This window comes from Pseudomonas sp. R1-43-08 (assembly GCF_003852255.1).
Classification (GTDB): domain Bacteria; phylum Pseudomonadota; class Gammaproteobacteria; order Pseudomonadales; family Pseudomonadaceae; genus Aquipseudomonas.
In genome coordinates this window covers 2,048,980-2,074,298 of the sequence record NZ_CP027734.1, presented here as the reverse complement: position 1 = coordinate 2,074,298, position 25,319 = coordinate 2,048,980, and the positions used below count along the sequence as shown (strand labels likewise).

The window sequence follows — 25,319 nt, the reverse complement described above, 5'->3', positions numbered from 1 at the left end:
CAAATCAGATCAGATGATTGCGCTGGGCAAATTTGGACAGGTGCACCACTGAGGACATACGTAACTTTTCCTTGAGGCGTGTTTTGTAAGTGCTGATCGTCTTGTGGCTCAGCAGCATGTCTTCGGCAATTTCCTTGTTGCCCAGCCCCAGGGCCAGTTTCTGCAATACGGTCAATTCACGGTCCGACAAGCACTCGATCATCTGCCGCTCCGTTTCTTGCAGATCGTCACGGCGTACCGAGCTGGTAGGCAGGCTTGGGAAACAGCTGTAGCCGGACTGGATCGCTCTGATGGCCTTTTGCAGTTCGTCCAGCTCGCCGGTCTTGGCCACAAACCCCATGGCCCCGGCTCGCATGCAGCGGGTGGAAAAAAACACGGCCAGGTAGGAGGTCAGCACCAGGATCCTGCACGGCAGGCCCAGGGACTTGATCCGACAGATAACTTCCAACCCACCCAGCTTGGGCATCGCCAGGTCGAGGATGATCAGTTCGGGACGTTGCTCCCGCGCCAATTGCATTGCATCTGCACCGTCACCCGCCTGATAAATGTCATCGAATCCTTCCAACTTCAGCAAATGCTTGACGGTCGCACGTATAAACGGATGGTCATCCACGATTAATGCTTTGCTCATACACACCCCTAGGCTGTCAAAGTACCCTTACACATCAACCGGGACCTAGGTACCTGTGAGAAATGACAGTTCCGACAAACGGTACTGCACCCGCTCAGGACGATAACCGCTCGCAGCCTGGCCCCTTCCATTGAACATCACGAGCAATCACGGCTGGACGAGAACGAGCGCCCAGCCGTAAGTGCCCAACCTTAACAATGCAATGACGTTTTGATTGAAGGGATAGTCCTGACTACTTGTAGGATTTTTCCTCGCAAAAAAGCTTAGCTGATATTGGCTCGACGGGGTTTCAGGCGGGCGGGTCAGTCGGTGGTACTCGGGCTCCAGAACGCCTGCACCACCAGGCTGGAGGTGGAAATACGCGCCACCAATGCATCCAGCTCGTCACCGTCGACCGACGTCACGGCCAGGGTGGCCTCGATTTCAACTTCTTCGCTGCCGAACGGCCTTACGTCGACATCACTGGCCGGGTAGTTGCATCGCGCCAGCTCGGCTTCCAGCAGCACCATGACCGCCTGTTGCTGGCTGCGCCGCGCGATGACATAGAGGATGTTGGTGACCTCGGCCGAGACCACGTCCAAAGGCTGGCGGTTGATGTTGTTGACGATCGGCCGCAGCAACGTATTGGCGGCCAGTACGAACAGCGTACCCAGCAAAGCCTCGAGGATCAGGTCGGCCCCCGCACAGGCTCCCACTGCGGCCGATGCCCAGAGGGTGGCAGCTGTGTTGAGCCCGCGCACATTGCCCTCTTCACGCATGATCACCCCAGCCCCCAGAAAGCCGATGCCCGACACTACATACGCGACCACGCGCACCGCGCCTTCCGCACCGCCCAGGCGATTGGCCATGTCGACAAAGATCGCTGCGCCGACCGCCACCAGCACATTGGTGCGCAAGCCTGCGGTGCGTTGGCGGTACTGGCGCTCGAAGCCGATCAAGCCGCCGAGGAGGAACGCCGCCGTGAGGCTGACGACGGTATCCACCAGAGAGTCGAGGTTGATGTTGTTGATTGCCTGCATAAAAAAACCTCCATGACTGCTGCGGCAACTACTGCCAGCCAAACTTGCGGATGTAGTAGCCCTTCACCGCCTGGGTCAGCGCCATGTACGCCAGCAAAATCACTGGCAGGAACACGAAGTACAGCGACGGCAGCGCCTGCAGTTTGAAGTAATGCGCCAGTGGCCCCATCGGCAGGAAGATCCCGACCGCCATGATCACGCCCGTCATCACCATCAACGGCATCGCCGCACGGCTTTGCAGGAACGGGATTTTCGGGGTGCGGATCATGTGCACGATCAACGTCTGGGTGAGCAGCCCCACCACGAACCAGCCCGACTGGAACAGGGTCTGGTGGTCCGGGGTATTGGCATCGAACACGTACCACATGAGTGCGAACGTGGTGATGTCAAAGATCGAGCTGATCGGCCCGAAGAACAGCATGAAGCGGCCCACATCTCCCGGCTGCCAGCGTTGCGGCTTGGCGAGCATCTCCTCGTCGACGTTGTCGAACGGAATCGCGATCTGCGAGATGTCATACAGCAGGTTCTGCACCAGCAGGTGCATCGGCAGCATTGGCAGAAACGGGATAAACGCACTCGCCACCAGCACCGAAAACACGTTGCCGAAGTTGGAGCTGGCGGTCATCTTGATGTACTTGAGCATGTTGGCGAAGGTGCGGCGGCCTTCCAGCACGCCCTCCTCCAGGATCATCAGGCTCTTTTCCAGCAGGATGATGTCGGCGGCTTCCTTGGCGATGTCTACCGCGCTGTCCACCGAAATGCCGATATCGGCCGTACGCAGTGCCGGTGCATCGTTGATGCCGTCCCCCATGAACCCGACCACATGCCCGTTGGCCTTGAGCAGGCGCACGATGCGCTCCTTGTGGCTGGGCGTGAGCTTGGCGAACACATTGGTGGTTTCCACGGCCTGGGCCAGCTCGGCGTCGCTCATGTCCTCGATGTCGTTGCCCATCAGCAGCCCTTGCTGCTCCAGGCCAACTTCACGGCAGATCTTTGCGGTGACCCGTTCGTTGTCGCCCGTCAGCACTTTGACCGCTACGCCATGGGCCTTCAGGGCCTTGAGCGCAGGCGCGGTGCTTTCCTTGGGTGGGTCGAGGAAGGCCACATAGCCGATCAGGGTCAGGTTGTTTTCATCCGCCAGGCTGTAGGTATCGCGACCTGGCGCCATCGGTTGTGCGGCCACGGCCACCACCCGCAGGCCCTCGTCATTGAACGCTGCAGTCACTTGGCGAATGCGTGCCAACAGCTCGTCCGTCAATGCCTCGTTGACCTCGCCGTGGCGCACGGTGCTGCACACTGCCAAAATCTCCTCCACCGCGCCTTTGCAGATCAGCAGATGCGGCTGGTCCTGCTCCGCCACCACTACCGACATGCGACGCCGATTGAAGTCGAATGGAATCTCATCGACCTTCTGGAACGCGGTACCGACCTTTAAGTCACGATGGATTTCGACGTGCTCGAGCACGGCCACATCCAACAGGTTTTTCAAACCGGTCTGGTAGTAGCTGTTGAGGTAGGCCATTTCCAGTACATCCTCGGATTCCTGGCCCCACACATCCACATGGCGCGCCAGGAAAATCCTGTCCTGGGTCAGCGTGCCGGTCTTGTCGGTGCACAACACATCCATGGCGCCGAAATTCTGGATCGCGTCGAGGCGCTTGACGATGACCTTCTTGCGCGACAGGAACACCGCGCCCTTGGCCAACGTCGAGGTGACGATCATCGGCAGCATTTCCGGGGTAAGGCCCACGGCAATCGACAGCGCGAACAGCAAGGCTTCAGTCCAGTCACCCTTGGTGAACCCGTTGATGAACAACACCAGCGGGGCCATCACGAACATGAAACGGATCAACAGCCAGCTGACCTTGTTGACTCCCTGCTGGAACGAGGTGGTGGCACGGTCGGTCGCCGTGACGCGTTGCGCCAGGGCGCCGAAGTACGTGTGATTGCCGGTGGCGAGAATCACCGCCGTGGCGGCGCCGGACACCACGTTGGTGCCCATGAACAGGATGTTTTCCAAGTCCAGCGGGTTGCGAACCTGGGCATCCTGCTGCTGGACGAACTTCTCCACCGGCATCGATTCGCCGGTCATCGCCGCCTGGCTGACAAACAGGTCCTTGGCACTGAGCACGCGGCAATCAGCGGGAATCATGTCGCCGGCCGACAGCACGATCAGATCGCCCGGTACCAGTTGCTTGATCGGCAGTTCGAGGCGCTTGGCCGCGTCCCGGCGCAACACTGTGGCCGTGTTGCTGACCATGGCCTTCAAGGCGTCGGCGGCCTTGTTCGATTTGGCCTCCTGCCAGAAGCGCAACAGGGTCGACAGCACCACCATGGAGAAAATCACCAAAGCGGCCTTCATGTCGTCGGTCAACCAGGAGATCACCGCCAGCAAGGTCAGCAGCAGGTTGAACGGGTTTTTATAGCAGTGCCACACGTGCACCCACCAAGGCAGCGGCTGCTCGTGCTCGACTTCATTGAGCCCGTATTGCCCGCGCAACGCATCGGCTTCCTGGGTGTTCAAACCCTCGGCGTGGCTGCCCAGCATGCCCAGCAGCTGCACGGCACTGCCGTTGGCTGCGGCCACCAGGGTTTGCGCAAGGCTAGGCGGTACTTCGCGGCTGACACTGGCGTCGGTCACGGTCTCCAGCATCGTCAGGCGCCGAAAATGCCGGGCGATATGCCGGGTCCGCAGAAAACCGGCGAAGAACTCTTTGAGCAGCGTGAGGTTCATGGTGTTACTCCTGCGCGATGAAAAACCCTCGTGCAGGTACCGCCCATCCGCACCGCGCCTGTCGAACAGGCGCAGCCGAACCTGGCCCGCCCACCGTAAAAGGCAGGCGCGTCCGTAGCCTCCCGAGGCAACTCGGGTGCTGGTCAGCGTCGATGAGAGGGATCAGGCAGGCGCCTGGAATGGCTGCTGCCGGGATGCCGCTTCTCGCTTTTCTGGCGAGACAACGGCATCGAAAAAATGCGCGTTACCTTGCCAAGCATGTGCCGGTTACTGAAACCGGCCGACTACTGTCACTCGAACAAGTACCCACTGAGGGTCTCCGCTATTGATGAAAACGCGCGAAGCTTACGCCGCGATTTATGCAGAGTAAACCGTAGGAAAGTTTCCACATGGTGAATAAGAAATTTCTTCAGGATGGGTTCAGGAACGCGCTTACTGGAACCGTCCTCAACCTCCATGTTCAACCTCTTCAATCATCCCGCGTCAGCACTTCCAGCAATTCAATCTCGAAACGCAGGTTGCTGTTTGGCTTGATATGCGCACCCATCGAGCGCTCGCCGTAGGCCAGGTGCGCCGGTACATACAACGTGCGTATACCGCCAACCTGCATGCCCATCAATCCCTGGTCCCAACCCTTGATCACGCGACCTGTACCAATCACGCACTGAAACGGTTTGCCCCGCTCCCAAGACGAATCGAACACCGTGCCGTCTTCCAGGGTGCCGGTGTATTGAGTGGTGATCAGCGCGCCCTTGACCACGGCTTTGCCGTCGCCCAGGCGGATGTCGGTGATCTGCAATTCGTCGTTGCTCATGGGGCTCTCATTGAAGGCGTGAAAGGCTGCGGTTTTCCCAGAACCGGGTGGGTTTGGCAAGTGTCATGACCACGCGATCCAATGTAGGAGGGGGTAAGCCCTAATGCCAGTCAACACCACCGTCTGTAGGAGCGAGCTTGCTCGCGAAAAACTCACAGGCACCGCGTTTATTCAGGAAGCACGCGTTATCGTTGACGTTTTTCGCGAGCAAGCTCGCTCCTACAAAAAGCCTTAACTGACTGGCATTAGGGCAAGCCCCCTCCCACATTTTGATTCGCATGCATCCAGCACCGGGCTTTATAACCAATGCCAGAACCGACTCCAAAACCCTCGCCCCAATTCATCCTTGCACCCGGCATACTGCCGCGCATACATCTGCGAACGGGCCTGCACCTTGCTCGCCACCGGCAGTAGCCAGGCTTTGCTGGCATAGGTGCGCTGGCGATAGCCACCCCAGCCTTCGTGGTAGTTCAGGTATTGGCCGTAGGCGTCGTACTTGTAGACGCCATTGATGGTGTAGGTCTTGTCCATGTACCAACCGATAAAGTCGATGGCGTCATCGAAATCCTCGCGATCGGCGCCGCTGCGGCCGGTGCTTTTGCGGTAGTCATTCCACACTTCATCCTTGGCCTGGGCATAGCCGGAAGCGGTGGAAACGCGCCCCCAGGGAATGATCCACAACAGGTATTTACGCGGGGTCTTGGCGTCGTAGCGAAAGCCCGACTCCTGATACATGATCGCGAAGGGCACCTGGATCGGCACGCCCCAGCGGTTTTGCGTGACCTTGGCCGCGTCGTACCAGTCATCCTTTTCGCGAAAGATGCCGCAGATATCATTGGGCGTGCGTGGCGGCGAGGTGCCGCACGCCGCCAGCAGGGAAGTGAGCAGTAACAGTCCGACGGTTTTGCTTGCGCTCAAAGGGCACCCTTGCGTGAAACGCGTAAAATGCCGGCATTTTACGCGTTCACACAGGCGGCGTCCTTACCGCAAACCGCACCAAGCCAACGGCACGCGACGGGGCCCGTATGCACTACCCCGCCTGGTCCATTCGCACTCCCACCCGGACAACTTCTCTGCACTATCCTGAACCGGGGATGTCGTAAAACCCATGCGTCCACACCTTGGAGAACCTATGACACAGGATGTTCTTGCCAAAGAAACCAACCGCCGCCAACTGCAGCAGATCATCTCCGGGTTGTCCGACGGCGTGATCCTGGCCGAGGTCGACCAGACCATTCTCTGGGCCAACGAAGCCGCACTGACCATGCACGGCGTCACTGACGTCATGGGGCTGGGCGCCAATGGGCAGGAATACGCCGAGCGCTTCACCTTGCGTTATCGCAATTACCACCCGTTGCAGTTGGATAACTACCCCTCGCCCGCGCGGCGGCGGGTGATGAGTTCAGCGACGTGATCGTGGAAGTCATTCCTACGGCCGATGAAGAAAAGACCTGGGTTCACCGCCTGCGCAGCCTGGTGATCACCGACTCGCACGGCGAGCCGGAACTGTTGGTGCTGATCCTCAGTGACGCCACCGAATGGGCGAGCGCCGAGCAGCGTTTCGAGAAAACCTTCAACGCCAACCCCGCGCCCGCCGTGATCTGCCGCCTCAGCGACCTGCGCTACATCAAGGTCAATCAGGGCTTCCTGGAGATGACCGGCTACAACCGCGACCAGGTCATCGGTAAATCCGTGTATGAACTGGACGTGCTCGAACAGGCCGAACGCAAGGACTTGGCCATCGAGCGGCTGGGGCAAGGCTCGACCATTCCACAGATGCAGGCAGAGCTGCGACTGCCCGAAGGCGGCAGCAAGCTGGTGATCGTCGCCGGCCAGCCCCTGGACATGAACGAAGAGGACTGCATGCTGTTTTCGTTCATGGACCTGGAGCCGCGACGCAAAGCGGAAATCGCCCTGCGCCAGAGTGAAGAACGCTTCGCCAAGTCCTTCCGCCTGACGCCCGTGCCAACCCTGGTGTGCAACGCCGCCAATCGCCAGGTGGTGGATATCAACGAAGCGTTCATGAGTATCACCGGCTATATCAGTGAAGAACTGATCGGCAAATCCATCGAAGACATCGACTTCATCGACAGCCCCCAGGCTGGCGCCCAGTTGTTCGCGACCCTGGAGAAAGCCGGAAACCTGGAAGGTCATGACCTCAAGGTGCGCAAGAAAGGCGATGAAGTGATCGACTGCGTGGTGTCGGCCGACACCGTGATCATCCAGGACATGCCGTGCTACCTGCTGGTATTCATGAACATCACCGAACGTAAACGCTCGGAGCTGGAACTGGTGGCGGCCATCGAGGAAGTCATGCAGGACACCTCCTGGTTCAGCCAGACCCTGATCGAAAAACTCGCCAATGCCAAAAGCGTCAACAGCCCTGACCTGCCCAACGTTTCCTTTACCGACCTCACCGCTCGTGAGCGCGACGTGCTGGGCTTGATCTGCGAGGGCCTGGCCGACAAGGAGATCGCCTCGCGCCTGAAGCTGGCACCCAACACCGTTCGCAACCATGTAGCGACGGTGTACTCCAAGCTGGGCGTGCACAGCCGCAGTACGGCCATCGTCTGGGCCCGCGAGCGCGGGCTGTTTGCTGGTGAAGTGCGGGTAAAAAACAAGCGCTGAGAGTGCAAATGCACTAGTGCAGCTAGTGCGAATTCGCCTTATTAGGCAGCAGGCTAATCAATAACCTTTAAGGCATCGTCTCTGTGCCTTGAAGGAACTTGCATGTTTACCCTCTCTCAACTGCGAAATTGCATCGAAGAAGGCTTGTCGCCGCTGACCTGCGAATTCACCCTGTGCCGGGATGCATCCTTGACCCTCAAGGTATTCGACGCCGAAACCGGACGGGTCGATCTGGTGGTCACCGGGATCAGCACCAATCGGCTGCAGACCCCGGAGGAAGTGGCGAAAATGGTGGATGAATTGCGCTATGAGCTGCAAAGCAACAACGTCGGCAAGCTCACGCTGGATGACTTGCCTTCAGCTTCGCCCCAATGAAATAGAACACCCCGCCGCCGACGATAAACATTCCGAGCATATAAAACATGTAATGCGCCGGCAGGCTGGCCAGCACCATCCCGCATAACACCGGCCCCAAAGCGGCGCCGAGATTGGACAGATTCTGCGCGCCGTAATACATGCCGCGCAGGGCGTCAGGCGCAATTCGGTCGATAAACATGTACTCGGCCGGGAACACGATGATTTCCCCCACGGTAAACACCGCCATCGCGACCACCCACCACACCACGCTGTTGGCCAACGCAAAGCCAATCAGCCCCAGCATGAACATGCCCAAACCCGCGATCAGCCACTGGCTTAGGTAACGGTGCGAGATGCGCCGGCCAATCAGGTACTGCAAGGCAATCACCAGCACGGCGTTGGTGGTGAGCACGGCGCTGATCACGGTGTAGGTATATTCGGCAGTGGTGGTAGTCACCAGGTATTGCGACAGGTAGGCCGTGAATTGGCCGAATACCACTGCACTGAGCAGGCCGCCGAGGGTGAAGCACACCAGGCGATGATCCTTGAGCAGCACACGGCCCACGGCGAGGAACGGCACCGGTTTTTGCGTGGCGTCCACGGAGGTCAATGTGCGGTCGCCCAAACGCCAGTACAGCAGGAAAAATCCCACGCCTAACAGCGCCGACAGTATAAACGGCAGGCTGATATCCAGCGTCGCCACCATCGCGCCAAAAAACGGCCCCACCGCGTAGCCGATATTGGTCAATGTATATTTGATCGAGAACACTTCGCTGCGCCCATCCTCGGGCAGCAAGCTGGCGAAGCCGGCCTTGATCGCAATATCGATGACCGCATAGGCCAGGTTGATCAGGATCAGGCAGCTGTAGAACGCCCAGATATTCTGCGCCACAACCGTACCGATAAAGCCCAGTACAAACACCAGGCTCAAACCGAGCAGCAAACGGTAACTGTTGACGCGATCGACAAGGAACCCGCCATACACGCTGAGCAACGAGCCGACAATCAGCGAACTGCCGATCACCAGGCCGACCTGGCTGATGTCGAGGGCAAAGTGGCGGGTGAGGTAGATCACCAGGTATGGAAAGGTGATCGCCTTGGCCAACGTCAGCAGCAACGTGGCGGACAGCAACAGGTTCACCGTGCGGGGGTAATTTTTTATTGTGGCAAGCATCCTGCTCTCTTTTCTTTGAAGGTAACGCGACCATTGCGGTCGGTTACCTTAACGCAAGAAACGTGACACGAGCAGGTGGTGCGGCAGGATTATTTCTTGACCGGGGTGATCTCTAGGATGGTGCCGTTGGTGGTCTTGAGCAGCACATATTTATCGCCGACCCGCGCCCACTGGCTCTCTTCCTCGGGCTGCTTGAGGCCACGTTTTTTCCAGTCGCTGAGGGCCGACTCCTTACGCATGAGGATATCCGGGGCGCGGTCACCTTCCTTCAAATCACGGGTATTGATGTTGGAAGGCTGCACGGTTTCCTGGGGCGTATCGCCGGCCTGCACCACAAGACTGGCGGTAGACAGGCCTGCCGCAACGAGAACACAGGCAACGAGGGATCTGGACTTCATGGGTGCTCCTTCAATTTTGAGTGCATACTCAGGTTCCGACCGCAGGGGCGTGAAAACATTCAGGTGAAAACACTACCCGATCACCAATAACCCCTGTGGCGAGGGAGCTTGCTCAAGCTGGCTGCGCAGCAGCCCCAAACAGCCCGACCGATATATCCCTGAACGAACGTGGTGGATGGATTGGGGCCGCTTCGCGGCCCAGCGGGAGCAAGCTCCCTCGCCACACGCGGGAACTCAAACTCATAACCAGATTGCATCCCAGAGCGAGTAGTCGCCGATATGCTCGACCAGCCCCGCCCGCAAGGGATTGGCAATGATGTAACGCGCGATTTTTATAAGATCTTCCTCGGCTCGCGCCGCGCGATCATGGTATCCGCTCTGCCAAAAAGCACCCTTCGTACCCCTGGCTTGGTTGATGGTCAGCGTGCTGCGTGACTTCACTTGCTGCATCACTTGCGGCAACGTCGCATCACGCAGCTCAAACATCCAGTGAAGGTGATCCGGCATGATGACCCAGGCCAACGAAGCAAGCAGACCTGCATCGTGGGCTCGTTTGAGCTCTGCAACCAATAACCGCCCCAGAGCCATTTCAGCAAAAACCGGACGCCGCTGATAAACCACGGCCGTCACCAAGTACACGCGACCTGCTTCTGAATAACGACCTCGCCGTAGCAAATGAGAGTTGGGCCTTTGAAGCAATCCGTCGCTCCCTTTGATTGAATGACTCATTCAACCTAGCAGGCCCGAGAAGGGTCGCTCCGCGACTCAATTTCATTATGTTTCCCCACTCCCCGTGGCGAGGGAGCTTGCTCCCGCTGGGCTGCGCAGCAGCCCCAAAAAAGCCGGCCGGGACACACCTGAACAAATGCGGTGGCCGAATTAGGGCCGCTTCGCGGCCCAGCGGGAGCAAGCTCCCTCGCCACAATGATCCTCCATGGTCATTGCTTACGTGAAATTAATCCTGTAATTTTTCATGAAATTATTCGAATTAAATTTCATGACACCTCAAGATGAACTCGCCACCCTCGCCGCCCTGATCCACGACCTGCGCAAGCACAAGAAACTCACCCTGGCGCAATTGGCGCACAAGATCCAACGTTCGGTGGGTTTCCTGTCCCAAGTGGAACGTGGCCTGTCGCGCCCGACCGTGGCCGACCTGACCGCCATCAGCCACGCCCTCGATGTGCCTACCACTTACTTCTACAGCCTGCCCAAACCCAAGGCGGTGGACTGGGTCACGCGGCCCAACGAGCGGCGCACGCTGTATTACGCCAATGGCATCACCGACATCCTCGTCTCGCCGACCATGAACGGCGCGTTTTCGATGCTCGACAGCCTGTTGGCACCCGGTGCCAACAGTGGTGAACAGGCCATGAGCGACCGTGCCGAACAGGCCGGTTTTGTGCTGGAGGGTGAGTTGACGCTGTGGGTTGAAGGTGAAACCGATGCGGTCACCCTCGGCCCTGGCGACAGCTTTCATCTGGCCAGTTTCGCCCACTGTCGCTACGCCAACCTGACCGACCTGCCCGCCCGCGTGCTGTGGGTTTACAACTAGGAGCTGCACCCGTGAAAAGCCCATCTGCAACCTTGCTGGCCGAAGTACGGACCTTCCGCCAGAACTATCCCGAGGTGCGCTACGTCGATCTGATCGCCCTGGACATTCCGGGGCATTTCTACGGCAAGCGCTACCCGGTGGAGATGCTCGAGAAAGTCGCCGCCGGCAGCCCGTTGAAGCTGCCGCAGAACGCCGTATTGCTGGGCGCCCAGGGCGGGTTGTTCAAGATCGGCGACTACTGCTTCAACGACGGTGACCCGGATGCCAATCGGCGCCTGGTGCCGGGTACGCTGAAGCCGGTGAGCTGGGAGTCGCAGCCGCTGGGGCAGATGCTGATCACTTCCGACGGCACCGAAGCGCCCATCGAATTCGAACCCCGCGAAGTGTTGACCAGGGTGCTGGAACGCCTGCACCACAAAGGCATTCACCCGGTGGTGGCGTTTGAACTGGAGTTCTATCTGTTCGACAAAAAGCTCGACAATGGTCTGCCGCAATTCCCCCGCGACCCGCTGAGCGACGATGTCGACGACCAGCCCAACTTGCATATCGAGCGGCTGTCGCGCTTCAGCGACGTGCTGGACGACATGGCACAAACCGCCAAGGCCCAGGGCATCGATATCACGGTGATCACCGCCGAAATCGGCCCGGGCCAATTCGAAATCAATTTTGGCCATTGCGATGACGGCCTGCGCGCCGCCGACTGGGCCGCCCTGTTCTGCCGTAGCACCCGCGGCGTGGCGCTCAAACACGGTTACCGCGCCAGCTTCATGGCCAAGCCTTACCTGCAGTTTCCCGGCAGCGGCATGCATGTGCATGTCAGCCTGTATGACGGCGGGGGCAACAACGTGCTGGCGGCGCACCAGCAGCAACCGCTGCGCCACGCCGTGGCCGGTTGCCTCGCGTTGCTGCCCCACTGCATGCCGATCTTCTCGCCCAACCACAACGCGTTCCGCCGCCTCGGCGGCACGGTCAACGCCGCTACCCGCGCCAGCTGGGGCTTCGAAGACCGTGATGCGTGCGTGCGCATCCCCGAGTCCGACCCACGCAACTTGCGGATCGAGCATCGCCTGGCCAGCGCCGACGCCAACCCATACCTGGTGTTGGCCGCGATCCTCGCCGGTTTGGAGCATGGCCTTGAAACCAGGCAGGAGCCCATCGCGCCGCTGAACGAAGACCGCAGCAGTGGCACCGATTTCCCCGTGGACATGCTCGACGCCGTGCGCGCCATGCAACATCAGTCGGTGGTGCGCGACAAGCTGGGCGCGGAATTCGTCGATGTGTATTGCGAGAACAAACGCCAGGATCATCTGGCGTTCCAGCAGGAGATTTCTGCGCGGGAATACCGCTGGTTTCTTTAAAAACCGCCACGCCCTGCGTGTGGAGATCCAAATGTGGGAGGGGGCTTGCTCCCGATAGCGGCGGGCCAGTCATAGAGAAAGTCAGCTTCGAATTTGCTGACTGATACACCGCCATCGGGAGCAAGCCCCCTCCCACACTTTTGATTCGGTTTCGTCAGTCAGCCCTCACCCAGCAACAGTTTCTGCTCGCGCGCGCACAACTCCACCACGTAATCCCACAACACCCGCAACCGCACCGACTTGTGCAACTCCCGACGCGAGCTGATCCAATAGCTGCGCTGGATGCTCTCCCCCGGCAACAACGGCACCAGGTCCGCATCGCCTGCCGCCATGAAACAGGGTAATACCGCAATGCCCAAACCCGACCGCGCGGCCTGGTGTTGCGCAATCACGCTGGTGCTGTGGAAGACCACCTTGGGGTTGCGACAGAAACTGCTGAGGAATTTCAGTTCCTGGCTGAACAGCAGGTCGTCGACATAATCGATCCATGAATGGGCCGCGAGGTCTTCGCGTTTTTCAATCGGCGGATGACGCTCCAGATAAGCGCGGCTGGCATACAGCGCCAGGCGATAATCGGTGAGTTTGCGGGTGACCAACTGATCGACGCTGGGGCGTTCCAGGTGAATGCTGATTTCCGCTTCGCGGTTGAGGATGCTGACAAAGCGCGGCACCGCGAGCAATTCCACTTCCAAGCCGGGATAACGTTCAAACAGCCCAGCCATGCGACCGGCGAGGAACATCACCCCCAGGCCCTCCGCCACACCGAGACGAATCTTGCCCAGGGGCGCCGCAGAATGGGTGAGTTCGTCTTCCGCCAGCAGCGCCACGTTTTCCATGGCTTCGGCGTGTTTGAGCAGGGCTTCGCCGGCCGGCGTCAGCTCATACCCCTGGGCGTGCTGCACGAACAGCGCGGTGCCGAGGCTTTTTTCGATGGCCTCGATATGCCGGGCCACCGTGGCGTGCGTGGTTTTCAAACGTTGCGCGGCGGTGAGCAAACGGCCGCTGCGCTGCAATTCGAGAAAAAACCGCAGGTCATTCCAGTCGAACATATCGCCTCCGTTGCGCACGCGTGGGCAGCGCTGTTTAAAAACGCACAGCAGCTGGGCAAAAACTAACATTTTTAAGACGAAAACTAACAACTAGGATGGAGCCAATAAGAAAAACAAGCGAGCCCCCCAATGCCCATTGCACCTGCTGAATACGATTACGTGATCGTCGGCGCCGGCCCCGCCGGCTGCTTGCTGGCCAATCGGCTGTCCGCCAACCCGGCCCATCGCGTGCTGCTGCTGGAGGCCGGTGGTCGCGACAACTACCCCTGGATCCATATTCCGGTCGGTTACCTGTTCTGCATCGGCAACCCGCGCACCGACTGGTGCTTCAAGACCGAAGCCCAGGCAGGCCTGCAAGGTCGTGCCTTGAGTTACCCGCGCGGCAAGGTGCTGGGGGGCTGTTCGTCCATCAACGGCATGATCTACATGCGCGGCCAGGCCCAGGACTATGACGGCTGGGCGGCGCAAGGCAATCCGGGATGGGCCTGGAATGACGTCTTGCCGCTGTTCAAGCACAGCGAAAACCATTTTGCCGGCGCCTCGCCATTCCACAGCGACGGCGGCGAGTGGCGCGTCGAGCAGCAGCGTCTGTCGTGGCCGATCCTGGATGCATTTCGCGAGGCCGCAAAGCAAAGCGGCATCGCCAACATCAGCGATTTCAATCAGGGCGATAACGAAGGCTGCGGCTATTTCCAGGTCAATCAGAAGGCCGGGGTGCGCTGGAATGCGGCCAAGGCGTTTCTCAAACCGGTGCGCCAACGGCCTAACCTGACCGTGTTGACGGATGTTGAGGTCGATCGAGTGGTGCTGGAGAACGGCCGCGCTTCTCAGGTCGTCGGGCGCCAGCTCGGCCAGCCACTGAGCTGGAAAGCGCGCCGGGAAATCGTACTGTGCGCCGGCGCCGTCGGCTCGCCGGGCATCCTGCAACGCTCGGGTATCGGCCCCGCCCATGTGCTCAAGCCGTTGGGCATCGACGTGGTTCATGAACTACCGGGCGTGGGTGGCAACCTGCAGGACCACCTGCAACTGCGCCTGATCTACAAGCTGGAAAACGCCCGCACCCTGAACCAGATCGCCGGCACCCTCTGGGGCAAGATGGGCATGGGCCTGCGCTACCTGTACGACCGCAGCGGGCCGCTGTCGATGGCGCCCAGCCAGCTTGGCGCGTTTGCCCGCTCCGGGCCGGAGCAGACCTCGGCCAACCTTGAATACCATGTGCAGCCGCTGTCCCTGGAGCGTTTTGGCGAGCCGCTGCATGCGTTCCCCGCGTTTACCGCGTCGGTCTGCGACCTGCGCCCGCACAGTCGCGGGCGCATCGACATACGCTCGGCCAACCCGGCGGACGCACCGCTGATCCGGCCCAACTACCTCAGCCATCCCGAAGACCTGCGCGTAGCCGCCGACGCCATTCGCCTGACACGGCGGATCGTGGCTGCACCAGCCCTGAGCCAGTTCAAGCCGGTTGAGTATTTGCCCGGTGACGCCCTGCAAACCGAAGAACAACTGCACGAAGCGGCGGCACGTATCGGCACAACGATCTTCCATCCGGTGGGTACTTGCCGCATGGGCAACGACAAGGACGCCGTGGTCGACGCGCAGTTGCGCGTGCATGGCGTGCCGGGCCTGCGCATCGCCGATGCCTCGATCATGCCGCGCATTACCTCCGGCAACACCTGCTCACCGACGCTGATGATCGCCGAGAAGGCTGCGCAACTGATCCTTTCACCGAACACAAGGAGCCTCGCCCCGCAGAGAGAAACGGTTCACGCAATCTGAATAGCGGCGCCGCACCTGGCGCCGACAGTGGAACAACAATAAATAATCACTGTGAGGGCTACCCGATGTCAGAACATGCTCAACCCCTGGGCTCGGCGATACATGCGAGCACCCGTAACGACTCCAAGAAAGTCATTTTCGCCTCGTCTCTCGGGACGGTGTTCGAATGGTATGACTTCTTCCTCTACGGCGCCCTCGCGGCGGTGATCAGCAAGCAGTTCTTTGCCGGGGTCAACGACACCACGGCGTTCATCTTCGCATTGATGGCGTTCGCCGCAGGCTTCGTGGTGCGGCCCTTCGGCGCGCTGGTATTCGGCCGCCTGGGCGACATGATCGGGCGCAAATACACCTTCCTCGTCACGATCATCCTGATGGGCGTGGCAACCTTTTGCGTGGGACTGTTGCCGACCTATGCCAGCATCGGCATCGCAGCGCCGATCATTCTGATCGTGCTGCGCATGCTGCAAGGCCTGGCTCTGGGCGGTGAATACGGTGGCGCCGCCACCTATGTCGCTGAGCATGCGCCCCCCGGCAAACGTGGCTTGCACACCAGTTGGATTCAATCCACCGCCACCCTCGGCCTGTTGCTATCGTTGCTGGTGGTGCTGGCCTGCCGTTATTTCACCGGCGACCAGTTCGAGGTATGGGGCTGGCGTATTCCGTTCCTGTTTTCCATCGTGTTGCTGGGCATCTCCACCTGGATTCGCATGAGCCTGCACGAGTCGCCAGCGTTCCTGAAAATGAAAGAGGAAGGCAAGGCCAGCAAGGCGCCGATCCGCGAGTCGTTCGGTAAATGGGAAAACCTCAAGGTCGTATTGATCGCGCTGTTCAGCATCAACGGCGGGCAGGCGGTAACCTTCTATGCGGCGCAGTTTTATGTGCTGTTCTTCCTTACCCAGTTCCTGAAGATGGACCCGGCCTTGGCCAACATGCTGCTGATCATCAGTGTGGTGATTGGCGCACCGTTCTTCATCCTGTTTGGCTGGCTGTCGGACAAGGTCGGGCGCAAACCGGTGCTGATGCTCGGCCTGCTGCTGGCGACCGTGCTGTATTTCCCGATCTTCAAGAGCCTGGCGCACTACACCAACCCGGCGATGGACCAGGCCAGTCACCAGGCACCGATTACCGTGCTGGCCGACCCGGCCACCTGCACCTTCCAGTTCGACCCGGTGGGCAAGGCGCGCTTTGACAGCCCGTGCGACAAGGTCAAGACCTTCCTGGTCAAGCAAGGCCTGCCGTACAGCAGCGTCGCGGCGCCGGCCGGCGCGCCGGTGCAGGTCAGCGTCGGTGACGTGCGTATCGATGGCTTCGATGAAGCGGCACTGCGCGGCGCGGTGACCTTGGCCGGCTACCCAAGCTCGGCGGACATGGCCCAGGTCAACAAGGTCATGGTGGTGGTGCTGATCGTGGCACTGATCCTGATCGCCGCCATGTGCTACGGCCCCCTGGCGGCGCTGATGGTGGAGCTGTTCCCGACACGCATCCGCTACACCTCGATGTCGCTGCCCTACCATATCGGTAACGGCTGGTTTGGCGGGTTCCTGCCAACCGTGTCGTTTGCCTTGGTGGTGTACACCGGGGACATTTTCTACGGCTTGTGGTACCCGGTGGTGGTGACCGGCGTCAGCCTGGTGGTCGGCCTGTTCTGCCTCAAGGAAACCCGGCATGTGGATATCGATAACAACTGAGTTCGTCTGAACACCGCAGAGCCCCTGTGGGAGGGGGCTTGCCCCCGATAGCGATATATCAGTCAATATCTCCATTGGCTGACACACCGCTATCGGGAGCAAGCCCCCTCCCACATTTTGTTTTGCGCAGCCACACACAATTTGCTGTACATCCATACAGATAATGGTTGCTCAAATCTCTCTGACTAAGCATCCTGCCAAGCATCAACCCGATCTGATGTGATGACCATGCAGCTGTACCTCTGTGAAAAACCCTCCCAGGCCAAGGACATCGCGGCCGTGCTCGGCGCCAGCCGCCGGGGCGATGGATGCTGGCTGGGCAGCGGGGTCACAGTCACCTGGTGCATCGGCCACCTGTTGGAAACCGCCCCGCCTGACGCCTATGACGCCAAATACAAACGCTGGGTGCTCGCCGACCTGCCGATCGTCCCGCAAACCTGGAAAATGCAGGTCAAGCCCAAGACCGCCAGCCAGTTCAAGGTGGTCAAGCGCTTGCTGGGGGAAGCCCGGGAACTGGTGATCGCAACCGACGCCGACCGTGAGGGTGAAATGATCGCCCGAGAACTGGTGGAGCATTGCCGTTATCGCGGGCCGATCCAGCGGTTGTGGTTGTCGGCACTGGACGAGGCCTCCATCCGCAAGGCCCTGGCCGCCCTCAAGCCCGGTGCGCAAACCTTCAGCCTGTATCACTCGGCCCTGGGCCGCTCCCGCGCCGACTGGCTGATCGGCATGAACATGAGCCGCTTGTTTACCCTGCTTGGGCGACAATCCGGCTATCAGGGCGTATTGCCGGTGGGCCGGGTGCAAACCCCCACCTTGCGCCTGGTGGTCGACCGTGACCGCAGCATCGCCGATTTCGTACCCGTGGCGTATTGGGCCATCGACGTGGACCTGCTCCACGAGCGCATGACCTTCACTGCCCAATGGCGCGCCGTCGACGATGCCTGCGATGACCAGGGCCGTTGCCTCAATCCGCAACTGGCCCGGGACGCCGCTGACGCCATGTCCCGCGCTGCCAGTGCGCGATTGGTTAAGCTGCGCACCGAGCGCATACGCGAGGTCGCGCCCCTGCCCTTCGACCTCGGCACCCTGCAGGAAATCTGCTCCAAGAAGCTCGGCCTCGGCGCTCAGGAAACCCTGGATATCGCCCAATCCCTCTACGAAACCCACAAGGTCATCACCTACCCGCGCAGCGATTGCGGCTATCTGCCGTTGAGCCAGCACAGCGAAGCGCCGAAGATCCTCGCCGCTCTCGGCCGCGCGGACGCAGCCGTGGCCGAGCTGATGGCCTACATGGACCCCAATCGTCGCTCACGCGCCTGGAACGATGCCAAGGTCAGTGCCCACCACGGCATTATTCCGACAGGGGCCGGCAAGGACGTTGGGCAACTCACCGGAAAGCACCGTGCGGTCTACACGCTGATACGCGCGCGATACCTGGCGCAATTCCTGCCCGACCATGAATACGACCGTACCCAGGCGGATTTCGATTGTGCCGGCCAGGCGTTGCGCGCGGTGGGCAAAGTTGTCATCGAACCGGGCTGGAAACGCGCGCTGCCCGAAGCCCTTGCTCCCGCCAAAGGCAGGGAAACGCCTGCGCCTCAAGCCTTGCCAATGCTGGTGCAAGGCCAGGACTGTGCCGTGGCCAAGGTCAATCTCAAGGACCTGTGGACCCAACCGCCCAAGCCCTTTACCGAAGGCGACCTGATCAAAGCGATGAAAAACGTCGCCAAGCTGGTCGAAGACCCGCTGCTCAAGCAGAAGCTCAAGGACACCACTGGCATTGGCACCGAAGCCACCCGCGCCGGGATCATCCAGGGCCTGCTGGACCGAGGTTACCTGGTGAAGAACGGCAAGGCGCTGTCGGCCACCGCAGCGGCTTTCAGCCTGATTGACGCGGTGCCTCGCGCCATCGCTGATCCCGGCACCACCGCCATCTGGGAGCAGGCGCTGGATATGGTGCAAAGCGGCGAAATGAGCCTGGAGGAGTTTGTCGCCAAACAAGCGGCGTGGATGAGCAAACAGGTGGCTCGCTGTCATGGCATGCGCATGACCATCACCGGTCCCGCCAGCCCGGCAGGCAAAGGCGCCACACCGTGGAAAAACAAGCGCAAGAGCGCGCCACGCAAGACGACGGCCAACCCCAAACGGGCGAAAAAGCCGGTAAAAGCCGGATAAAACGCAAAAAAAACCGGCGAATGACGCTTTTCGACGGGTTTAACGCCGCTTTGGACCTTGCTGCAACGTGGCCCGTCTAGGATTCTGTAGGGGCAATCGCTGACTACTAACAACAACACCGGAGTGGCCGCCATGAAAACCGTCGCAGAATTACTCAAAGCCAAGGACCAGAAGAACCAGGACGTCCACACTATCCAGTGGGACCACACCGTATTCGAGGCGCTGGTGCGGATGTCCGAGAAAAACGTCGGGGCGTTGCCGGTGGTCAAGGACGGCGCCGTGGTCGGGATCATCAGCGAGCGCGATTACGCACGTAAACTTATCCTCAAGGGTCTGTCGTCGGTGACCACCCGGGTGGATGATGTGATGAGTTCGCCGGTCATCACCGTAGATACCCACAAAACGGTTGAAGCGTGCATGAACATCATGACCGACAGTCACCTGCGCCACTTGCCCGTGGTGGAAGACGGCAAATTGCTGGGGCTTTTGTCCATCGGTGACCTGGTCAAAGAGGCCATTGCTGAACAAGCGGCCTTGATCAAACAGCTGGAGCAGTACATTCGCGGCGAATAGGAGGCCCCATGCTCGACACGCTGGACCATCAAGCAGACCACCTCGACACCTTGCATCGGGCGATGGCCGAAAAACGCTTCCTGGTGCTGACCGGTGCGGGGATCAGCACCTCGTCGGGCATCCCCGACTACCGTGACAGCGAAGGAGTGCGCCGGGGCAAGGCGCCGATGATGTACCAGGAGTTCCTCGCCACCGCGCAAGCACGGCGCCGTTATTGGGCCAGGGCAATGCTGGGTTGGCCACGGGTGCGCCTGGCCCGGCCGAACAAGGCCCATCAGGCGCTGGCGACCTTGCAGCAACGTCAGGTCATCAGCGGCCTGATCACGCAAAACGTCGACACGCTGCACGATCAGGCCGGCAGCCATGATGTGATCGAATTACATGGCAGTTTGCACCGGGTGCTGTGCCTGGATTGCCAGCAGCACAGCGAGCGCGATGTGATCCAGCGGCAGATGGAAGTCGACAATCCGCACTTCGCACACGTCCATGCAGTGCAAGCGCCTGACGGTGACACCTTGCTCGACCCTACGCTTGAGGAGCACTTCCAGGTGCCACGCTGCCCCCATTGCGAAAGCCAACGGCTGAAGCCCGACGTGGTGTTTTTTGGCGAAAACGTAGCCCCCGCTACCGCCGCCAGGGCCATGGCTGCGGTGCACGATGCCGAGGGGCTGCTGGTCGTGGGGTCATCGCTGATGGCTTACTCGGCGTTTCGCCTGTGCAAGGCGGCAGTGGAACAGGGTAAGCCGGTGATTGCGATCAATCTGGGCAAGACCCGTGGGGATGAGCTGCTGCAGGTGAAAATCGAAGCGTCGTGCGAGCAATTACTGCCCTTGCTGGCCGAACGACTGTAGGAGCGAGCTTGCTCGCGAAAAACTTACAGTCGCAATGTGCACCCAGGAAACACTAGTTACTCCTGAGACCGGCCGCCCCAAAAAATGACGCCCAAGTCACGTTTCCCCGCATCTTCCCGCCCCCACAGCGATTTATGTAGTGCCTGAAAATAATCACTACATAATCGTTGACGTAAGCTTTTTGTCCTTGCATTATCGAGACGTCTCCCGGATCGGGAGTGTTGGTAACACGCGTTTTGAACAGGCTCGTCTGACCGCCGAGCTGTTTTTCCGGATGTGCACTGCCCACAAGGCAGATTGATGAAGCTGACTGGCCCCGAAGGGGCTCGGTACAAGGAGCTAAAGCGCTGCTTGTCTTCGTTATGAAAGCATTGCGTAGCAGTTCATCAGCAAGACTACATGCATCAGGTTCAAGACCCTGCCCGTATTCGGCAGACCGTCACTGACGCCCGGTTTTCTGAGCCGGAGACAACTTGAAGTTTCAATGAATCAATTGATAGATCGCCAACTGGTCAAGGGGCTTACACATGAATCTGAACAACCAACCAACTATCGATGAATTGGCTGAGATGTTCGCAGCGCAGAAAGACACACTCGACGACCATATCCTGTGGATTCGCAAGTCGGGCGAAGTTCAACTTGACTGCCTGGCGCCCCACACCGAAGAAGCCGAGTTCGACCGCAATCACCGCGAACTGGCGGCGCGCCTGAAGATGTACCGTCGTGGCCAGGGTTATGTCGGCAAGAAAGCCGCAGCCGATCGCAACTTTATCGAGCAGGTGTTCGACACACTTAACAATGCCTGGGCCTCTTTCAAAGACAGCTCGCAAGTTAAAGTGATCGACCGTTACTACTAAGTAGTACTTGATCTATTGTGGGAGCTGGCTTGCCAGCTCCCACTTTTGTTGTGTGAACTTCAGAACGTCGGAAACCGTCCCTTCCTCGCTTCATCCTGAAAGATATCAAACAACACCTGCGCCGCCGCCGACAGTTCATGCCCTGGTTTGGTCAGTACCCCAATGGGCCGCTCGATCACCGGGCCGGTCAAGGTGATGCAATGGGCGCCCGCCTCCTCCATCTGCCGCGCGCACAATGCGGGCACAGCGCTGACACCCAGGCCGCTGGCAACCATCTTGCCCACTGTGGCCAGTTGATGACTTTCCAGCGCAACCGGCAGTTTCATCTGCAAGGCACCCAGGTGCTCTTCGAGCATTACCCGCACGGTCGATGGGCGCTGGAGGGTAATGAAGGGTTGTTCCAACAGGCTTTTCCAGTCGATCTCGTTCAACTGCGCCAACGGCGAATCTCCCGGTACCACGGCAATGAATCGGTCCAGGTACAGCGGCGTGAATGCCAATGACGAACCGTCGGACGGTTCGAACGCTACGCCCAATTCCACTTGGCGGTCGCGAACCATCTCCAGCACCTGCTCGTTGATCAGGTCATGCACCGTCACGTTCACCTGCGGGTAACGGGCGCGGAATATCTTCAGGATCGGCGGCAGCAGGTTACCGGCAAATGACGGCATAGCCGCCACCGTCACGCGCCCACGTTGCAAGGTGAAGCGTTGACGCAGTTCGTCCTCCGCGTTGTCCCAGTCGGCAATCAAGCGGCGAGCCAGCGGTAGCAGCGATTCGCCCTCAGGCGTGAGCGCCACATTGCGCGTATTGCGACTGAACAAGCGTCCACCCAGCCCTTCCTCGAGGCCTTTGATAGTCAGGCTCAGCGCCGACTGGGACAGGTGCAGGCGCTCACAGGCAGCGGCAAAACTCAGGCTCTGGGCCACGGCCAGGAAGGCACGCATCTGTTTAACGGTCATGACGCAACTCCGCACGGTGGTTCGACTATGCTGTTTTCTAAATCAATCAACCTAAAAAAACAACTTAACAAATCAATCAGTCGGCGCAACACTCGGTCCATTGGCTGGCCCACTAATAATAACGAGGTGCATATGGCAGGTTTTGATAAGCGCGTGGCGTCCTATGAAGAGGCGCTGGCAGGCCTGGAAGATGGCATGACCGTACTCTCCGGCGGTTTTGGCCTGTGTGGCATTCCGGAAAACCTCATCGCCGAGATCAAGCGCAAAGGCACCCGCGACCTGACCGTGGTTTCCAACAACTGCGGCGTCGACGGTTTCGGCTTGGGCATCCTGCTGGAAGAAAAGCAGATCAGCAAAGTGATCGCCTCCTACGTCGGTGAAAACGCCCTATTCGAGAAGCAACTGCTCAGCGGTGAAATAGAAGTAGTGCTGACCCCCAAGGCACCCTGGCGGAAAAAATGCGTGCAGGCGGTGCTGGCATCCCGGCCTTCTTCACCGCCACCGGCGTCGGCACCCCGGTTGCCGAAGGCAAGGAAACCCGCGAATTCAAGGGCCGCCCCTATCTGATGGAAGAGTCCATCACCGGCGACTTCGCGATCGTCAAAGGCTGGAAAGCCGACCACTTCGGCAATGTCATCTATCGGCACACCGCCCAGAACTTCAACCCACTGGCCGCCACCGCCGGCAAGATCACCGTGGTCGAAGTCGAGGAAATCGTCGAACCGGGCGAGCTGGACCCCGCGCAGATCCACACCCCTGGCATCTACGTCGACCGGATTATCTGCGGCACCTTCGAGAAGCGCATCGAACAGCGCACCGTGCGCAAGTAATCCGCCCCGGCCCGAACAATAAGGACTCATGACATGGCTCTTACCCGCGAACAAATGGCTCAACGCGTCGCCCGCGAAATGCAGGACGGTTTCTACGTCAACCTCGGCATCGGCATTCCGACCCTGGTGGCCAACTACATTCCCGAAGGCATGGAAGTGATGCTGCAGTCGGAAAATGGCCTGCTCGGCATGGGCCCGTTCCCGACCGAAGAAACCATCGATGCCGACATGATCAACGCCGGCAAACAAACCGTCACCGCACGCATCGGCGCCTCGATTTTCTCCTCCGCCGAGTCCTTCGCGATGATTCGCGGCGGCCACGTGGACCTCACCGTACTCGGCGCGTTCGAAGTGGACGTACAGGGCAACATCGCCTCGTGGATGATCCCCGGCAAGCTGGTCAAGGGCATGGGCGGCGCGATGGACCTGGTGGCCGGTGCGGAAAATATCATCGTGATCATGACCCATGCGTCCAAGGACGGTGAGTCGAAATTGCTCAGCCAGTGCAGCCTGCCGCTGACCGGCGCCAACTGCATCAAGCGTGTGCTCACGGACCTGGCCTATTTGGAAATCGAAAATGGCGCTTTTGTCCTCAAGGAACGCGCACCTGGCGTCAGCGTTGAAGAGATTGTGAGCAAGACCGCCGGTAAACTGATCGTCCCGGACCATGTTCCAGAAATGCATTTCCAGTGAGGACAGATTCCATGCAAGACGTCGTGATTGTTGCTGCCACCCGCACCGCCGTGGGCAGCTTTCAAGGTTCGCTGGCCAGTATCCCGGCCCCTGAACTGGGCGCTGCGGTGATTCGTCGCCTGCTGGAGCAGACCGGCCTCGACCCGGCCGAAGTGGATGAAGTGATTCTCGGCCAGGTACTCACCGCCGGCAGCGGCCAGAACCCGGCGCGCCAGGCCTCGATTCTCGCCGGCCTGCCCCACGCCGTTCCCGCCCTGACGTTGAACAAGGTCTGTGGCTCGGGCCTCAAGGCCCTGCACCTGGGCGCCCAGGCCATCCGTTGTGGCGACGCCGACGTCATCATCGCCGGCGGCATGGAAAACATGAGCCTTGCGCCGTACGTGCTGCCCGCCGCGCGCACCGGTTTGCGCATGGGCCACGCCAAGATGATCGACAGCATGATCACTGACGGCCTGTGGGATGCGTTCAACGACTACCACATGGGCGTCACCGCCGAAAACCTGGTGGACAAGTACGGCATCAGCCGCGAGGCGCAGGACGCCTTTGCCGCCGCTTCCCAGCAAAAAGCCGCCGCCGCCATCGAAGCCGGACGGTTTGCCGATGAAATCACACCGATCCTGATTCCCCAGCGCAAAGGCGACCCGCTGGCCTTTGCGGTGGACGAACAACCGCGTGCCGGTACCACCGCCGAGTCCCTGGCCAAGCTCAAGCCCGCCTTCAAAAAAGACGGCAGCGTCACCGCCGGCAACGCCTCCAGCCTCAACGACGGTGCCGCTGCGGTGCTGCTGATGAGCGCCGCCAAAGCCGAGGCCCTCGGCCTGCCGGTGCTGGCACGTATCGCCAGCTACGCCAACGCTGGGGTCGACCCGGCAATCATGGGCATCGGCCCGGTTTCGGCCACCCGCCGTTGCCTGGACAAGGCCGGTTGGCAATTGAGCGATTTGGATCTGATCGAAGCCAACGAAGCCTTCGCCGCGCAATCCTTGGCGGTGGGCAAAGAGCTGGAATGGGATGCTGACAAGGTCAATGTCAACGGCGGCGCCATCGCCATCGGCCACCCGATCGGGGCATCAGGCTGCCGCGTGTTGGTGACCCTGCTGCATGAAATGATCAAGCGCGACGCCAAGAAAGGCTTGGCGACACTGTGCATCGGCGGCGGCCAGGGCGTGGCGCTGGCCCTCGAACGCAACTGAT

General features: G+C 60.1%; 21 protein-coding genes and 2 pseudogenes. 13 read left to right on the top strand and 10 right to left on the bottom strand.

What is annotated here, in order from left to right:
- Positions 1-4: 4 nt before the first annotated feature.
- The 5 genes from C4J87_RS09570 to C4J87_RS09545 all read right to left on the bottom strand — a co-directional run bounded on the left by C4J87_RS09570 (position 5) and on the right by C4J87_RS09545 (position 6,116).
- On the bottom strand, positions 5-631 hold the full coding sequence (locus C4J87_RS09570; protein WP_124362148.1) for a response regulator transcription factor: 627 nt from the start codon (positions 629-631) through the stop codon (positions 5-7).
- Positions 632-933: 302 nt separating this feature from the next.
- Positions 934-1,650: an MgtC/SapB family protein gene (locus tag C4J87_RS09565; RefSeq protein ID WP_124366568.1), complete on the bottom strand. Its 717-nt coding sequence runs from the start codon at positions 1,648-1,650 to the stop codon at positions 934-936.
- Between the two features lie 28 nt (positions 1,651-1,678).
- The gene (gene mgtA, locus C4J87_RS09560; RefSeq protein ID WP_124366567.1) at positions 1,679-4,384 is read right to left on the bottom strand and encodes a magnesium-translocating P-type ATPase; all 2,706 of its coding nucleotides are present in this window, start codon (positions 4,382-4,384) and stop codon (positions 1,679-1,681) included.
- Positions 4,385-4,853: 469 nt separating this feature from the next.
- Positions 4,854-5,198, bottom strand: a complete 345-nt coding sequence (locus tag C4J87_RS09555) for an FKBP-type peptidyl-prolyl cis-trans isomerase (protein WP_124366566.1) — start codon at positions 5,196-5,198, stop codon at positions 4,854-4,856.
- A gap of 297 nt (positions 5,199-5,495) precedes the next feature.
- Complete coding sequence (locus C4J87_RS09545) at positions 5,496-6,116, bottom strand: hypothetical protein (RefSeq protein ID WP_124366564.1); 621 nt, start codon at positions 6,114-6,116, stop codon at positions 5,496-5,498.
- Positions 6,117-6,330: 214 nt separating this feature from the next.
- Here C4J87_RS09545 and C4J87_RS09540 point away from each other — a divergent pair.
- Positions 6,331-7,826: pseudogene (locus tag C4J87_RS09540) on the top strand (PAS domain S-box protein).
- 102 nt (positions 7,827-7,928) lie between these two features.
- Positions 7,929-8,201, top strand: coding sequence for a DUF1652 domain-containing protein (locus C4J87_RS09535; RefSeq protein ID WP_124366563.1), 273 nt, complete (start codon positions 7,929-7,931; stop codon positions 8,199-8,201).
- Here C4J87_RS09535 and C4J87_RS09530 read toward each other — a convergent pair.
- The 3 genes from C4J87_RS09530 to C4J87_RS09520 form a co-directional block, all read right to left on the bottom strand.
- Positions 8,164-9,357: an MFS transporter gene (locus C4J87_RS09530; RefSeq protein WP_124366562.1), complete on the bottom strand. Its 1,194-nt coding sequence runs from the start codon at positions 9,355-9,357 to the stop codon at positions 8,164-8,166. The genes C4J87_RS09535 and C4J87_RS09530 overlap by 38 nt on opposite strands.
- Positions 9,358-9,446: 89 nt before the next feature.
- Positions 9,447-9,755: an RcnB family protein gene (locus C4J87_RS09525; protein WP_124366561.1), complete on the bottom strand. Its 309-nt coding sequence runs from the start codon at positions 9,753-9,755 to the stop codon at positions 9,447-9,449.
- A gap of 240 nt (positions 9,756-9,995) precedes the next feature.
- Positions 9,996-10,454 (bottom strand): transposase, encoded by a 459-nt coding sequence (locus C4J87_RS09520; protein WP_124368953.1) that lies wholly within the window; start codon positions 10,452-10,454, stop codon positions 9,996-9,998.
- A 298-nt stretch (positions 10,455-10,752) separates the two neighbouring features.
- On the opposite strand from C4J87_RS09520, the gene C4J87_RS09515 reads away from it, so the two are divergent.
- Both C4J87_RS09515 and C4J87_RS09510 read left to right on the top strand, forming a co-directional pair.
- Positions 10,753-11,310 carry a helix-turn-helix domain-containing protein gene (locus tag C4J87_RS09515; RefSeq protein ID WP_124366560.1) on the top strand — a complete coding sequence of 186 codons (558 nt, stop codon included), beginning with the start codon at positions 10,753-10,755 and terminating at the stop codon, positions 11,308-11,310.
- Positions 11,311-11,321: 11 nt separating this feature from the next.
- Positions 11,322-12,668 (top strand): glutamine synthetase family protein, encoded by a 1,347-nt coding sequence (locus C4J87_RS09510; protein WP_124366559.1) that lies wholly within the window; start codon positions 11,322-11,324, stop codon positions 12,666-12,668.
- Positions 12,669-12,826: 158 nt separating this feature from the next.
- Here C4J87_RS09510 and C4J87_RS09505 read toward each other — a convergent pair whose 3' ends face one another.
- The gene (locus C4J87_RS09505) at positions 12,827-13,717 is read right to left on the bottom strand and encodes a LysR family transcriptional regulator (protein WP_124366558.1); all 891 of its coding nucleotides are present in this window, start codon (positions 13,715-13,717) and stop codon (positions 12,827-12,829) included.
- Between the two features lie 129 nt (positions 13,718-13,846).
- Between C4J87_RS09505 and C4J87_RS09500 the strand changes: the two genes are divergently transcribed.
- The 6 genes from C4J87_RS09500 to C4J87_RS09475 all read left to right on the top strand — a co-directional run bounded on the left by C4J87_RS09500 (position 13,847) and on the right by C4J87_RS09475 (position 21,640).
- The gene (locus C4J87_RS09500; RefSeq protein WP_124366557.1) at positions 13,847-15,493 is read left to right on the top strand and encodes a GMC family oxidoreductase; all 1,647 of its coding nucleotides are present in this window, start codon (positions 13,847-13,849) and stop codon (positions 15,491-15,493) included.
- Positions 15,494-15,558: 65 nt separating this feature from the next.
- The gene (locus tag C4J87_RS09495; protein ID WP_124366556.1) at positions 15,559-17,181 is read left to right on the top strand and encodes an MFS transporter; all 1,623 of its coding nucleotides are present in this window, start codon (positions 15,559-15,561) and stop codon (positions 17,179-17,181) included.
- A gap of 228 nt (positions 17,182-17,409) precedes the next feature.
- Positions 17,410-19,359, top strand: a complete 1,950-nt coding sequence (locus C4J87_RS09490; protein ID WP_124366555.1) for a DNA topoisomerase III — start codon at positions 17,410-17,412, stop codon at positions 19,357-19,359.
- Positions 19,360-19,491: 132 nt separating this feature from the next.
- Positions 19,492-19,932 carry a CBS domain-containing protein gene (locus C4J87_RS09485; RefSeq protein WP_124366554.1) on the top strand — a complete coding sequence of 147 codons (441 nt, stop codon included), beginning with the start codon at positions 19,492-19,494 and terminating at the stop codon, positions 19,930-19,932.
- Between the two features lie 8 nt (positions 19,933-19,940).
- The gene (locus C4J87_RS09480) at positions 19,941-20,783 is read left to right on the top strand and encodes an NAD-dependent protein deacetylase (protein WP_124366553.1); all 843 of its coding nucleotides are present in this window, start codon (positions 19,941-19,943) and stop codon (positions 20,781-20,783) included.
- 527 nt (positions 20,784-21,310) lie between these two features.
- Complete coding sequence (locus C4J87_RS09475) at positions 21,311-21,640, top strand: hypothetical protein (RefSeq protein WP_124366552.1); 330 nt, start codon at positions 21,311-21,313, stop codon at positions 21,638-21,640.
- A 59-nt stretch (positions 21,641-21,699) separates the two neighbouring features.
- On the opposite strand, the gene C4J87_RS09470 is transcribed toward C4J87_RS09475, so the two are convergent.
- Positions 21,700-22,602 carry a LysR family transcriptional regulator gene (locus C4J87_RS09470; protein WP_124366551.1) on the bottom strand — a complete coding sequence of 301 codons (903 nt, stop codon included), beginning with the start codon at positions 22,600-22,602 and terminating at the stop codon, positions 21,700-21,702.
- A gap of 132 nt (positions 22,603-22,734) precedes the next feature.
- Here C4J87_RS09470 and C4J87_RS09465 point away from each other — a divergent pair.
- From C4J87_RS09465 to C4J87_RS09455, 3 genes and pseudogenes are all read left to right on the top strand, one after another.
- Positions 22,735-23,432: pseudogene (locus C4J87_RS09465) on the top strand (CoA transferase subunit A).
- 33 nt (positions 23,433-23,465) lie between these two features.
- Positions 23,466-24,125 (top strand): CoA transferase subunit B, encoded by a 660-nt coding sequence (locus C4J87_RS09460; RefSeq protein WP_003211625.1) that lies wholly within the window; start codon positions 23,466-23,468, stop codon positions 24,123-24,125.
- A gap of 11 nt (positions 24,126-24,136) precedes the next feature.
- Complete coding sequence (locus C4J87_RS09455; protein ID WP_124366550.1) at positions 24,137-25,318, top strand: acetyl-CoA C-acetyltransferase; 1,182 nt, start codon at positions 24,137-24,139, stop codon at positions 25,316-25,318.
- Position 25,319: the final 1 nt, after the last annotated feature.

What these genes read in the sequence shown, in the direction of transcription:
- C4J87_RS09570 (WP_124362148.1), bottom strand. Translation starts at nt 631, where the DNA reads ATGAGCAAAGCATTAATCGTGGATGACCATCCGTTTATACGTGCGACC.
- C4J87_RS09565 (WP_124366568.1), bottom strand. Translation starts at nt 1,650, where the DNA reads ATGCAGGCAATCAACAACATCAACCTCGACTCTCTGGTGGATACCGTC.
- mgtA (WP_124366567.1), bottom strand. Translation starts at nt 4,384, where the DNA reads ATGAACCTCACGCTGCTCAAAGAGTTCTTCGCCGGTTTTCTGCGGACC.
- C4J87_RS09555 (WP_124366566.1), bottom strand. Translation starts at nt 5,198, where the DNA reads ATGAGCAACGACGAATTGCAGATCACCGACATCCGCCTGGGCGACGGC.
- C4J87_RS09535 (WP_124366563.1), top strand. Translation starts at nt 7,929, where the DNA reads ATGTTTACCCTCTCTCAACTGCGAAATTGCATCGAAGAAGGCTTGTCG.
- C4J87_RS09530 (WP_124366562.1), bottom strand. Translation starts at nt 9,357, where the DNA reads ATGCTTGCCACAATAAAAAATTACCCCCGCACGGTGAACCTGTTGCTG.
- C4J87_RS09525 (WP_124366561.1), bottom strand. Translation starts at nt 9,755, where the DNA reads ATGAAGTCCAGATCCCTCGTTGCCTGTGTTCTCGTTGCGGCAGGCCTG.
- C4J87_RS09515 (WP_124366560.1), top strand. Translation starts at nt 10,753, where the DNA reads ATGACACCTCAAGATGAACTCGCCACCCTCGCCGCCCTGATCCACGAC.
- C4J87_RS09505 (WP_124366558.1), bottom strand. Translation starts at nt 13,717, where the DNA reads ATGTTCGACTGGAATGACCTGCGGTTTTTTCTCGAATTGCAGCGCAGC.
- C4J87_RS09500 (WP_124366557.1), top strand. Translation starts at nt 13,847, where the DNA reads ATGCCCATTGCACCTGCTGAATACGATTACGTGATCGTCGGCGCCGGC.
- C4J87_RS09495 (WP_124366556.1), top strand. Translation starts at nt 15,559, where the DNA reads ATGTCAGAACATGCTCAACCCCTGGGCTCGGCGATACATGCGAGCACC.
- C4J87_RS09490 (WP_124366555.1), top strand. Translation starts at nt 17,410, where the DNA reads ATGCAGCTGTACCTCTGTGAAAAACCCTCCCAGGCCAAGGACATCGCG.
- C4J87_RS09485 (WP_124366554.1), top strand. Translation starts at nt 19,492, where the DNA reads ATGAAAACCGTCGCAGAATTACTCAAAGCCAAGGACCAGAAGAACCAG.
- C4J87_RS09480 (WP_124366553.1), top strand. Translation starts at nt 19,941, where the DNA reads ATGCTCGACACGCTGGACCATCAAGCAGACCACCTCGACACCTTGCAT.
- C4J87_RS09475 (WP_124366552.1), top strand. Translation starts at nt 21,311, where the DNA reads ATGAATCTGAACAACCAACCAACTATCGATGAATTGGCTGAGATGTTC.
- C4J87_RS09470 (WP_124366551.1), bottom strand. Translation starts at nt 22,602, where the DNA reads ATGACCGTTAAACAGATGCGTGCCTTCCTGGCCGTGGCCCAGAGCCTG.
- C4J87_RS09460 (WP_003211625.1), top strand. Translation starts at nt 23,466, where the DNA reads ATGGCTCTTACCCGCGAACAAATGGCTCAACGCGTCGCCCGCGAAATG.
- C4J87_RS09455 (WP_124366550.1), top strand. Translation starts at nt 24,137, where the DNA reads ATGCAAGACGTCGTGATTGTTGCTGCCACCCGCACCGCCGTGGGCAGC.